Here is a 12,659-nt window from a genome sequence, read left to right as displayed (position 1 = left end):
TAAATTTTATCCTTAAATTTATTTTACTACAATAGGAATACCTTTTCAAACTATAACATCTTTTTTCTTTTAAAAAACATAAGCATTCCTATAACTATTATTATCATAAAACATATTAATCCATAAAAAGCAAACTGTTCGCCTTTTAAAGGCATATGTTCAAAGCTTAAACTAAATATAGCTGTTATTAACTCTAAAGGAAGAAAAATAGCTGTTATTATGGTAAAAGCTTTCATAAGTTCATTAGTTTTATTAGCAATTTCAGCTTCATAAGCCTCTCTTACCATGCCAATATCTTGATTTAAGTTATCTAATGCAATCATAAGTTTTTCTATTTTATTATTTATATTTTTAAATAATTTTATCTGTTCTTTATTTATAATATTGTTTTCATTTACTATAAGACTATCCCCAATATATCTTAAAGGATTTAATAATTTTCTAAGTTTATAGGCTTCTCTTCTTATTCTAACTAAGTCATTTATTTGTTTAGCTTTAGGAGATTTTAATACTTCTATCTCTATTTTGTCTGCATAAGCTTCAAGCTCTGAAATTAAGTTGTAATTATTTATAATTATTCTATCTAAAATATAATAAAGTATAACTCCAACTTGTTTTTTGCTTTTTAATATTAAGGAATTTCTATTATTTTTTATATCCTCTATTAAATCCTTTACTATATTTATTTTTTCTTTTCTTACTATAATTATAAAATTCATTCCAAGATAAATATTGATTTCCTTAGAATGAATTTCATTGTTTTTTCTCTCTAATTCATTTATAGTCATAAAAAAATAATTTTTATAGTAATCTATTTTAGGATATTGATTAAAATCTCTGCTTTCCTTTATACTCTCTTCTGAAAATATAATATTAAAATCCTTTAGTTCTTCTTCATCTAAAATAATCCAAAATTGACCTGAATCTAATTCCCATCTATCTACTCTTTTGAAGTTATTAGTTATATCATATATTATCATATTATCCCACCATAATAATTAATTTATTTTTATTATGTGCATTATATGATAAATTAAACTATTCCCCCATCATTTTACTCATTCTATTTTCTATTATATCTACTGGAGTTATCTCAGACATTAAATTATATCTATAATTTGCTGCAGCAGCTTCAATAATTACAGCTATATTTCTTCCTGGTCTTATTGGTACTGTTAATTTTCTAAGCGGTACTCCTAAAATATCGATATACTCTCCATTTGTACCTAATCTATCATAATCTCCATCGTCTTTCCAATGTTCAAAATGTATAGCTAACTTTATTTCTTTTGAGGCTAATATGGAACTTAATCCATATAAAGCAGATACATCAATAATTCCCATTCCTCTAACTTCTAACATTCCAAATGTTATTTGAGGTGATGTTCCTATAAGTTCTCCATCTATTTCTTTTATATCTACTGCATCATCAGTAACTAATCTATGACCTCTTTTTATAAGTTCTAAAGCGGTTTCACTTTTACCAATTCCACTTTCACCAGTAATAAGTATACCTATACCGTATACATCTACTAAAACTCCATGAAGTCTTGTTTCCGGTGCCATTTTACTAGCTAAATACATAGTTATTTTACGCATAAATTGTGTTGTAATCATATTACTTCTTAAAAGCCAAGTTTTATTTTTTCTAGCTGCTTTTAATAGTTCCTTATGTGGCTCTAAATCTCTTGTAATTATAAGACAACTTATATTAAAACTAAAGAATTTATTTAGTCTTTTTTTCCTAAGGTCTATTTGCATATCATCAAGAAAACTCCACTCAGCTTTTCCTACTATTTGTATTCTCTCTGGAGTAAAATAATTATAAAATCCGGCTAATTGTAAACCCGGTCTATTAATATCACTTACTGTTATAGGAACATTTCCATCACCTTCGGATAATATTTCTAAATCAAAATCTTTAATTAATGTTTCTACTGTTACTGCCGCCATCCATTATCACCCTTTTTATTACTTATTTTTTGGTTTGATAGTTGCTAATTGCTCTCTTAAATTCCCCTTAACAAAATCTATATATTCTCTTCTTAATTTTTGTTGTTCTTCTTTTTCTTCTTCTGTTAATCCTTCTTCTTTGCTCTTTTTACTTAACTCATTAATTCTTGCTATTTTTTCATCTATACTCATAATAAAACAACTCCTTTAAATAAAATAACTTAACTTAATTTTACCTTTAGCATAAATAATAATCAATAAAAATAGATTACACAGTATTTTTAAATACAAAAAAGCCTCATTAAAATGAGGCTTAATAAATACATATATATACCCAACGTGCCGTCACGCTTAAGAATTCATACCTGCATCTCGCAGGTGGGTTCGTCGCATCCTACTTCAGCCTTCTTCTGCCACAAAGTGAATCTAAGTGAAGCCTGACATCCATAGAAATATTGCCAATCCCGTAATTATACTGTAGGTTGAATACCATAAGCTTCGCGTACACATCAGGATCTGTTCTTGTATTTATTATAGCATAAGTTTATTATAATTCAAGTTATTTTTATAAATCTATATCATCTAATATATTATCTATATCAATTTCTTCTTCTGAATCAGAAAATGCTAATATAAATTCACTATATTGAAAATTATTTCTATCTATATCATAAGAAGAAAATTGACCTTCTACCTCAAACTCATCCATAGTTTCTTCAACTATATCTGAAAGATTATCTACTGCTATATCATTTAAATAAGGAATTAAATATTCACTATACCATTCTTCACTTTCTAATTCATAGTCACTTTCTTCTGTTGCAAAGGATTTTGCTGCGATTATTTCATCTTTATCAAAATCATAATAACATCTTAAAACTAATATATCATCCTTATATTCTATCTCTTCAACTTGAGTAAGTCCACTATCTTTTAAAAATTCTATTATTTCAATAACGTTCATATTTTCCTCCTATTAAATTAATATAAAAGCTTTTTATATTCTTTTTTTACTTCTTCAAATTCATCATTATCTTCAACTAAATTAAGTTCTTCTTTACCTTCTTCTCCATCTATTCTAAAAACAAAAGCATCATCATCACTTTCTTTGTTTTCTACTGGTGAAAGTATTAAATATTCTTTTTCCCTTTCCTCTAAATATATTTTTGCTATAACTTCAAATTCTACCTTATTACCATCCTCATCTTTAAAAGCCATTACTTCTTTAATTTCCATTTTTAACACCATTCCTTCTAAAATCTTTATGTATAATATATTTATATAATATTTTAATAATAATTATAATACTCTTATTTCTTTTAAATTTAACCTATAAAAAAATTTAATTTTCTTATTTTCTAAGTATAACCGTCAATGATTATATATTCCATTTATTAAATTTGTCAATATTATTATCTTTTTTTTATTTTATTATATAAAAATTTTTAATATTATTACCATTATAATTTAAAATCAAAAGGTATATAATCTACAAAGATTATATACCTTAATTAAATTACATTAAATTATAATAATTGTAAAAAGCTCTCTACAAATTCATCTGCTTTTTTATAATCTTCTTCTGATGGTACAAAAGCAAATTTAAATCCTGGATCTACTACTTTTAATTTTAAACTTTTTAATCTTTCTGTAAGCATAGGAACACCTTCTCCACTCCATCCATAAGATCCAAAAGCACCTGCTGCTTTTCCTCTATTAACTATAGGATTTACAAGACTTAAAAGATCCCAAGCTGGTTTTACAGCATCCTGATTTATAGTTGGAGATCCTACTAAAAATCCACTACTTTTTTCTATAAGTTCTACAGCTTCATTTAAATCCATTGAAGTTATTTCATGAACATCACATAAAATACCTTTTTCTACAATTTTATTCTTTATATATTCTGCCATTTTTCCTGTATTTTTATAAGCTGATATATAAAATACTTCTATCTTCTTCTCTTCTAGTTGATCTATTTTTGCCCACTCTTTATATAAATCTAAATATTTTTTACAATCATTCATATGGATTGGACCATGACTTGGAGCCATTATTTCAATGTCTAACCCTTCAATCTTTTTAAGTCCTTGATTTACAAACTTTTTGAAAGGTCCCATTATAACATCAAAATAATATCTTAGTTCTGGATAATATTCATCACCAATGGCCTCTGTAATTTTACCATCTGTGCAATAGTGACATCCTGTAAAATCACAAGTAAATAGCACTTTTTCCTTCTCAACATAAGTAAACATTGTATCTGGCCAATGTAAGTTTGGAGCTGAGATAAATTTTAAAGTTGTATTACCAAGGCATAAATCTTCCTTAGCTTCTATGCTTTCAAAAGGTCTGTTTAATATATTTTTTAAATAATTTATAGCAGCCTTTGAAGCAACAACCTTAGCTTCTGGGTAATCTTCTAATAATTTTATTAATGATCCACTATGATCTAATTCTGTATGTTGAACTACAACATAGTCTATTTTTTTGTCTCCAATTACTTCTTTTATATTCTCTTTATATTGTTCATAAAAACCATCTTTAACAGCATCTATCACACAAATTTTTTCATCATCAATTAAATAAGCATTGTATGTAGTACCTTTTTTAGTGTTCATTATTATATCGAATATTCTTAAATCTGGATCCTTTACTCCTACCCAATATATATTGTTTTTTATTTTCTCCATAGTCAAATAAATCCCCTCCTAAATAATAACAAAATCAACTTTTTAACAATATCTTGATTTTAGCATAATAATTTTTAATTTACAATATTATCACTGTGAAGATAAAAGAGGACTTATATTTCCTTTATAAAATATATATTCATAATGTAATGCTCTAGTTAAAACCACATATAAAAGCTTTTTATCAAGTTCATCGTTTTTATAAATTTCTTCACTACAGTTATACACTATAGAACAATCAAATTCTAAACCTTTAGTTAAATAAGAAGGTATTACAATTCTGTCTAATTTTATTTCCTTATCTGCTTCTCTTATAAGTGACCATTTGTATTCACTATATTTTTTTAAGTTTTTCATTATTTCCTTACATTCTTCGTAATTTCTTCCGATTATTGCAACACTATTTTTGCCATTACTTAAAACTTTCTCTACAATTTTGTCTATTTTATCTATAAAATCTTTAGTATCACATATTTCATAAATCTTAGGTTTGTCTCCATGTCTTAATACAGGTTGTGCTGGATTCAATGAATTATCCTGTTTTTTTAGAACTTCATTTGCAAAATCTATTATCTCCACTGTAGATCTATAACTTTGAGTTAACGGATTATAATTACATTGATTATTATATACCTTATCTATAACTTCCCTCCAAGAATTTATTCCTTTATAACTATATATTCCTTGACCTATATCCCCTACTATAGTTAAGGAATTTCCTTTACAAATCATATTTGTTACATATAATTGTAAAAAAGAATAGTCTTGAGCTTCATCTATTACTATATGTTTAAATTTTTTCTTATCATCCAATCCTTCTACTAAAAACTTTAAATATAGCATAGCTCCTAAATCATCACTATCTATTATTCCATTTTGAAAATTAGAAGTTACAGATTCTTTTGTATAATTCCAAAGACTCTTTGATATTTTTTTATCATCAATATATTTAAATATTTCTTCATCATTTAACATAGAAACATATAAATTCTTAGTATCTATTCCCTTCCATTCTTTAAAGTATTCTTCTAATTGCTTTTTACTATTTTCTCTTATTTCCTTTTTAAGATTATCTCTTTCATCATAAATTTTAATAAGTTTTTTTCTTCTTTCAATAGAATCCTCCATTTGTTTTTTTAATCTAGCTACCTGGTATTCATATTGAAAGTCTACTTTATCTAAAATAGAAACTATTTTAGATTTTAACTTTAAGTTAAGATATCTTTTAATCTCATCTTTCCTTTTATTAAGAGGAAGATTTATCATGTCTTTGCAATATAATTTTTTTATATCATTTTTAGATACAAGAACATAATTGCAAACTTTTATATCGCTTATTTCTAAATCTTTTTCCTCTAGTGATTTTACATATTTATCAATTATCTTTTTAAATTCATAAGATCCTTTTAAATTACTGCTTTCCGTTATAAAATTTATATCTTCTTTATTTTTACCTTCTAAAATTTCTCCTAGCTTTTTATCTTTAGAAAAAACTTTTCCTTTAATCTTTAAAAAGCTCATTGCCATTTCATCAAAGGTTTGTTGTTTAACTTGGTCTACTCCTAAATTAGGTAAAACTTCTGATATATAATCTAAAAATAATTTGTTAGGAGCTAAAACTAATATGTCATTACCATTTAACTTATCTTTAAATCTATATAAAAGATATGCTAATCTATGAAGAGCTACAGTAGTTTTTCCTGATCCTGCAGAACCTTGAACTATTATAGGGCTATTTTTATCTGCTCTTATTATTTCATTTTGCTCTTTTTGAATTGTAGCAACTACGTCTTTAAGTTTATTACCTATACTTTGTTCTAGATTAATTTTAAGAAATTCATCTACTAATTCTGTTTCTTCTCCTAAAGAAGATTTTAAGATAATTTCATTTATACCCTCATCAAAAATCTTTTCTATTTCTCCATCCTTATAAAGAAACTTTCTTTTTAATGATAATTCTCCATTTATAACTCCTATAGGTGCTTTATAATATGCTTCTCCTTGAGTTCCGCTATAATATAAGTCTGCAATAGGTGATCTCCAATCTATTACAATCTCGTCTCCTGTTTCACTATCTCCTAAACCAAATTTCCCAATATAAAGACTTTCTTTTTCTCTTTTATATTCTCTAAAATCTATTCTTGCAAAATAAGGTTCTTTATACCCATCTTCAAAATGATTTAAATTTTTACTAACTATTTCATAAAGCTTTTTAGATGTTTCAAGTTCTATATCATATTTACCTTTAGCAGCTTTTTTTAAATCACTAATCTTATTTCTTAACTTTTCTTCATCACTTTTTTTAACCTTTGTTTCTTTTAGTATCCATTTTCTTGTTTCTTTAAGTTTTTCTCTTTCAAAATTTAGAGCTTCAGTATCCATTAAATATCACGCTCCTTTTTTATATATAACCTTTTTATTATATACTTTTATTTTTTTTATGTCAAAATTTTTATAAAATATAATTATATTATTTAAATCTAATAATATCTAAACATTAACTTTCTTTTTAGATAAAAAAATAAAAGACTATAAAAAAGATTTCACATCTAAATTTATAGTCTTTAATCTATATAAAAAGAATATTAAATAAAATTAAAATTTATATCTTTATTTCTATATTATATATATTTATTTTAATATAAATATAACTTTTATAATTTAATTAATTAAACATTTTTATTATTTAACTTTTCAAGTTCTAAGGCAAGTTTTGACGCTACTTTAGCATTGTTAAAAACTAACTTTATATTAGATTCTAAGCTTTCTCCTTCAGTAATTTCCTTAACCTTAGCTAAAAGAAATGGTGTAGTTTCTTTTCCTTTTATACCTTTTTCTTCTGACTCTTTTAATGCCTCTTCAATAGCTTTATTGATTTTATTATAATCCATTTCATATTCTTTAGGTATAGGATTTCCTATAACTAGACCACCTTTTAATCCTAAATCCCATTTAGCCTTTATAACTTTTGCTAATTCCTTCTCACTTTCTACTTTATAATCCACTTTAAAGCCACTTTTTCTTGTATAAAAGGCAGGTAATTCTTCTGTTTTAAAACCAACTACAGGTACTCCTTTAGTTTCTAAATACTCTAAAGTAAGTCCTAAATCTAAAATAGATTTAGCTCCAGCACAAACTACTGCTACATTAGTATTTGCAAGTTCCTCCAAATCTGCTGAAATATCAAAGGTATGTTCTGCTCCTCTATGAACTCCACCTATTCCACCTGTAGCAAAAACTTTTATTCCTGCTAAAGAAGAAATTATCATTGTAGCCGCTACAGTGGTAGCTCCATCTTTTTTCTCTGCTACAACAAAAGGTATATCTCTTCTTGAAGTTTTTATTACTGTTTTACTTTTGCCTAAATATTCTATTTCTTCTTTAGTTAGTCCAACTTTAAGTCTTCCATTTAAAATAGCTATAGTAGCTGGAACTGCTCCATTTTCTTTTATAGTCTCTTCAACTTTTAAAGCTGTTTCTACATTTTTAGGATATGGCATACCATGAGAAATTATTGTTGATTCTAAAGCAACCACTGCCTTTTCTTCATCTAATGCCTTTTTTACATCTGGATTAATGTCTAAATAATTTTTTAACATAATCCTACCTCCCTTAAAAATTTATTTATATTATCTATTGATAAATTAGGATTAATTGTATTTTCATGAGAAATAGCCATTAGCGATGCTCCAACTGCAAATTTTACTTTTTCTTCTATATCATAATTTCTTAAATATCCATAAACTAACGCTGCTATAAATGCATCCCCTGCTCCAGTAGAATTAACTACATCTATAGAAAGACCTTTTATTTTACCTTCTTTATTTTCATTTCTATAATATACACCCTCCTGTCCTAATGTAATAAAAATATCTTTTACTCCCTTTTCTAAAAAAAACTTTCCTACCTTTTTCAAATCATCATCATTGTTAATCTTTATTCCAGATAATATTTCTGCTTCTAGCTTATTAGGTTTTATTGTATGAAATCTCCCTATGAAATCCTTTACTTTAATAGCCTTAGTACTAGAAACTGTGTCTAAAAAAATAGGAACTTTAATATTTTCTGTTAAATAATCTAATAAATCTTCTCTTAAATTAGTGTCTAATACAAAAGCTTTTCCTTTGCTTATAGAGTGTTTTATAGTGTTTATATAGTTTATTGATAACTTTTCTAGTATATCCATAGAAGAAATTGCAACTATCATATCACCCTCTTCATTAAGAGTAGACAAATAAGTTGACGTATTTTCTTCTGGAATTATCAAAGAATCCTCCATAGAAAATCCACTCATTTTAGAATCTTCTAAGATTTTTTTGCCATATAAATCATTACCAATGGCAGTAATTAATTTTGTATTTACCTCTAAATTTGATAAATTTTCTGCAATATTTCTTCCTACTCCTCCTAATGAAATCATAGTTTTTCCTGGATTAGAATCTCTTAATATCAATTTTTCATTAGTAAAGCCTTGAATATCAATATTTGCTCCTCCAATAACAACTACGTAGTCATCTTCTTTAACTATATAACCCTTTCCTAAAATCATCCCCTTTTTTTGTAGATTAGTAATGTGTACACCAACTGAAGATCTAGTAATGCCTAAGATGTCAGCAATTTCTCTTTGAGAAATCAAAGGATTTTTTTTAATTAAATCTAAAATCTCTTTTTCTCTTCCAGTCATAGGCCTCTCCTTAATACTTGCTTATTTATTAAATATTTGCTTATATTTTACCATATATTATATTTTTTTCCTATAACTTTTTCTATAATTTTATTATGTTTTTTGAGCATAATATAAATAAGCTTAACTTTAGGAGGTTATAAATATGGAACCTGTAATATTAAAAAAAGATATAGTAATAAATCTAAATAACTACATACAAGGGATGTATATGGGACTCACTTCCTTTGAAGATTTTATAAATAAATCTAAAGACTCAAATTTAAAAGAATTGCTAATAAAAATATATGATTGTTATAAAAATCATACTGAGGTTATATCAAATAGAATAATAGAATTAAATGGTAAAGTGGAAAAATCTCAAGGATTTATAGGTAAAATATCAGAATTTTTTCAAGATATAAAAAATCTAACTATTAATAACGAAATAGAGTTGGTAAAAGAAGTAAAACATTCTATAGACACAGGAACAAAGATGACAGAAACTTTTTTAGAAGAAAATTCATCTTTAGATGATAATACAAGAATTATAATTGATGAATTTATAAGGAAAAATAAAGAATTCTCTAAGGAACTTTCTGATTTTTATAATAAAATATCTTAATTATATAAAATTTTAATTCAAAATAAAAGCAATAAAGAATTAATATTGAATTATTTATAATAATCCAATATTAATTCTCTATATTTTAATCTTCATTATATTTAATAACAATTTCTCTAGCCGCTTCTTTAAAAATATTTACCATAGAAAAATCAAAACCATTTCTAAATACTCCAACTTTAAATTGTTTTAATTCCCTACCTAGAGTTTCTAAATCATTATAGTTTAAAATATATCCATTTTCTTCATTCAGTACTTTTTTTACTCCTAAATCTCTATAGGAGCCAAAAACTGTTTTTGTAACTATAGACCCATTTAATTTTTTATACAATTCAACTCGTTTTGTTTTATATTCAGTAGATTGATTTTCTTGTCTTTCCTTAATTTCTTTTTCAAATATAAGCTTTCCTTTAAATTTTTCCTTTTCAAATATAGGAAATATATTATCTTCTGCTTCTCTTATTGCAGTAACCTCTATATTATCAAGTTTAGTATCATCAATTCTTTCTTCCACAAAACTTTCAATGGCATTGGAGATTAGAGTATAAACAGACATGTCATTTTCTTTTGCGTATTGTTCTAGCTTCTTATATAAAGGTATATCTTTTGCTGTTATGTATATGGTTTTTTTGATTCCTTCATGTTCTGTCTTTATCATAGAAGATCTGATGTCTCTATCCATTTGAACCTTCCCTCCTTCTTTATGTAATATATCTTTTACAGCTAATATATATTAAATATTTTATTTTACACATTATTTCAATATTGCTACTTTCTTATTCTCGTACGGTTTCCCCCTTTACTTAAAAATATTATTCTATTTAGTTAGAATATATAAGTAATATTTAATTTTTCTCAATATAAAAAGAAAGTAGAGAATTTTAAATTTAAAATACTCTACTTTCATAAAAACTTATAAATTATTCTTCCTCACAAACAAGTTCATACATTTCTATAGCTTTATCTACATACATTATACCCTCTAGATGATCTACTTCATGGCAAAAACATCTAGCAAGTAACCCTTCCGCTTCGTATAAAACTTTTTCACCTTTTTCATTTAAAGTTTCTAATTTAACTTTTTTAGGTCTCTCTACAATACCTTCATATCCTAAATAACTTAAACAGCCTTCATAGCCTTCTTCTTTTCCTTCTTTATAAGTTATTACTGGATTTATTAAAACTATAGGTTCAGAACCATCTCTTAAATCTATAAAAACCACTCTTTTATTTACTCCAATTTGAGGAGCTGCTAATCCAACACCATCTACTGAATATAAAGTATCCTTAAGATCTTTTATTAATTTTTTTATATTATCATCTATTTCTGTTATTGGTTCAGAAATATTTTTTAAGCACTTAGCTCCTAATTGAACTATTTCTCTTATAGCCATAATATTCTCCTTTCAATAAACAAAATGCTAAAATAAGTATTATCCCCTTTATGTATTATACAAAAATACTAAAAGGATTTAAAGGTTATCTTTAAATCCTTTTAGTGTCTCTATTATAATCTATCAAAATTACTATTTATAAATCTTTTATAAATATTTTTTTCATTAATGATTTTATGATTTATTCTTTCATTTAATCCTTGAATCCTATTCATTGAAATATAATTTAATTTGCTTAAAAAAGCTAAACTTAATATTATTAAAAATAATATTAATAAACTTTTTAAGCTAAACTTAATTTTTAAATTTCTTTTAGATAAATATTTTGATCCTAATAAAACCTCTATTCCTAATAATATAAAAATTATAGGCCATAACTTTATTAAAAAAATTATATTATTAATTTTATATATATTACTTATAATTATTTCAATTATAAAAAAAACAAGTGATATTATAAGTGTTATAGTGCCTATCCTTTTATACCTCATGTTATTCTTCTTTTCCTTGCTCTACTTCATAATCCATTTCATATTCTTTCTTTTCTTCCACTTGTTCATCTTTGTCTTTTATTAATAAAGTTTTAATGCCTATCAATATTAAAAATAGAGAAACTATTCCTGTTACTACATATTGCTTAATACGAATTGCTAATTCATAGTTTAAAAATTCATCTATTAAATTATTTCCTAAAAGTAAAATCCCCACCAAAATAAGTAATATACCTAAAACTTTATTTAAAAAATTATTATTTTTATTTAAAACTTGAAAAACTTCATCAGATTCATTGCATAAATCATTTTTATTAGAAATTATATCTATTATAGAATATACTATTACTACTGGAACTAAAAGCTTAAAAATTCCTATAGGAATAATTGATGCAAATAAGCAAACTATAAAAAATACTTTAAATATCATATATGCCTTTTCTTTAAACCCTAAGTAATAGTGACCTGCTCCTGGTAAAACACATAATAGTATTGATATTAATTTTTTATTTTCTTCTTCTTTTCTTAAATTATCACCTAAATTTATAATTCCTTTATTAATATTATCTGTAAATATATATGCATCTACCGCTGAAAAAATCCATATACACATATTTAAATTAAAAATTAAATCTCTATAATTAAATGATTCAAAGGAACTTCCTAATGCAAAATTTGATAAAAAAAACATAGAAAAAAACGCTATTAGAAATATTGATCCTCTTTCATTTAAGCCTAAATAAAACTGTCCTCCTCCTGGTATTATAGAAAATAAAACTGATTTAAATTTACTTTTCATTCTCTCCCTCCTCCTTATAACTATATAATACTTTGGAAAAC

13 protein-coding genes and 1 other RNA gene are annotated in these 12,659 nt (G+C 25.0%); 1 reads left to right on the top strand and 13 read right to left on the bottom strand.

Annotation, left to right across the window (positions count from 1 at the left end; all coding sequences use genetic code 11):
• Positions 1-50 precede the first annotated feature (50 nt).
• From BUA70_RS03380 to BUA70_RS03335, 10 genes are all read right to left on the bottom strand, one after another.
• Positions 51-980, bottom strand: coding sequence for a magnesium transporter CorA family protein (locus BUA70_RS03380; protein ID WP_072893112.1), 930 nt, complete (start codon positions 978-980; stop codon positions 51-53).
• Between the two features lie 58 nt (positions 981-1,038).
• Positions 1,039-1,953 carry an HPr(Ser) kinase/phosphatase gene (gene hprK / locus BUA70_RS03375; RefSeq protein ID WP_072893109.1) on the bottom strand — a complete coding sequence of 305 codons (915 nt, stop codon included), beginning with the start codon at positions 1,951-1,953 and terminating at the stop codon, positions 1,039-1,041.
• 18 nt (positions 1,954-1,971) lie between these two features.
• Entirely contained in the window at positions 1,972-2,145 is a 174-nt protein-coding gene (locus BUA70_RS03370; protein WP_072893106.1) for a DUF896 domain-containing protein, read from the bottom strand.
• A gap of 135 nt (positions 2,146-2,280) precedes the next feature.
• Positions 2,281-2,472: non-coding RNA, 6S RNA (gene ssrS, locus BUA70_RS03365), on the bottom strand.
• Positions 2,473-2,518: 46 nt separating this feature from the next.
• Positions 2,519-2,917, bottom strand: coding sequence for a hypothetical protein (locus BUA70_RS03360; RefSeq protein ID WP_072893103.1), 399 nt, complete (start codon positions 2,915-2,917; stop codon positions 2,519-2,521).
• A 17-nt stretch (positions 2,918-2,934) separates the two neighbouring features.
• Positions 2,935-3,189, bottom strand: a complete 255-nt coding sequence (locus BUA70_RS03355; RefSeq protein ID WP_072893399.1) for a DUF1292 domain-containing protein — start codon at positions 3,187-3,189, stop codon at positions 2,935-2,937.
• A 290-nt stretch (positions 3,190-3,479) separates the two neighbouring features.
• Complete coding sequence (locus BUA70_RS03350; protein ID WP_111944809.1) at positions 3,480-4,652, bottom strand: FprA family A-type flavoprotein; 1,173 nt, start codon at positions 4,650-4,652, stop codon at positions 3,480-3,482.
• Between the two features lie 84 nt (positions 4,653-4,736).
• Positions 4,737-7,028 (bottom strand): RNA polymerase recycling motor HelD, encoded by a 2,292-nt coding sequence (gene helD, locus BUA70_RS03345; protein WP_072893100.1) that lies wholly within the window; start codon positions 7,026-7,028, stop codon positions 4,737-4,739.
• 287 nt (positions 7,029-7,315) lie between these two features.
• Positions 7,316-8,245, bottom strand: a complete 930-nt coding sequence (locus BUA70_RS03340) for a pseudouridine-5'-phosphate glycosidase (RefSeq protein WP_072893097.1) — start codon at positions 8,243-8,245, stop codon at positions 7,316-7,318.
• Entirely contained in the window at positions 8,239-9,330 is a 1,092-nt protein-coding gene (locus BUA70_RS03335) for a PfkB family carbohydrate kinase (protein WP_072893094.1), read from the bottom strand. Before BUA70_RS03335 ends, BUA70_RS03340 begins: the two co-directional genes overlap by 7 nt.
• A gap of 145 nt (positions 9,331-9,475) precedes the next feature.
• Here BUA70_RS03335 and BUA70_RS03330 point away from each other — a divergent pair, with 145 nt between their 5' ends.
• Positions 9,476-9,934 carry a DUF2383 domain-containing protein gene (locus BUA70_RS03330; RefSeq protein ID WP_072893090.1) on the top strand — a complete coding sequence of 153 codons (459 nt, stop codon included), beginning with the start codon at positions 9,476-9,478 and terminating at the stop codon, positions 9,932-9,934.
• An 85-nt stretch (positions 9,935-10,019) separates the two neighbouring features.
• On the opposite strand, the gene BUA70_RS03325 is transcribed toward BUA70_RS03330, so the two are convergent.
• From BUA70_RS03325 to BUA70_RS03310, 3 genes are all read right to left on the bottom strand, one after another.
• Positions 10,020-10,616: a hypothetical protein gene (locus tag BUA70_RS03325; RefSeq protein WP_072893087.1), complete on the bottom strand. Its 597-nt coding sequence runs from the start codon at positions 10,614-10,616 to the stop codon at positions 10,020-10,022.
• 238 nt (positions 10,617-10,854) lie between these two features.
• Positions 10,855-11,328 (bottom strand): peptide deformylase, encoded by a 474-nt coding sequence (gene def, locus BUA70_RS03320; protein WP_072893084.1) that lies wholly within the window; start codon positions 11,326-11,328, stop codon positions 10,855-10,857.
• A 492-nt stretch (positions 11,329-11,820) separates the two neighbouring features.
• The gene (locus tag BUA70_RS03310; RefSeq protein ID WP_072893078.1) at positions 11,821-12,618 is read right to left on the bottom strand and encodes a hypothetical protein; all 798 of its coding nucleotides are present in this window, start codon (positions 12,616-12,618) and stop codon (positions 11,821-11,823) included.
• Between the last annotated feature and the right edge of the window lie 41 nt (positions 12,619-12,659).

The sequence above is a fragment of the Clostridium fallax genome (genome assembly GCF_900129365.1).
GTDB classification, from domain to species: domain Bacteria; phylum Bacillota; class Clostridia; order Clostridiales; family Clostridiaceae; genus Clostridium_AH; species Clostridium_AH fallax.
Note: the sequence above shows the minus strand (reverse complement) of the source record. Positions and strands in the feature narration are given on the sequence as shown.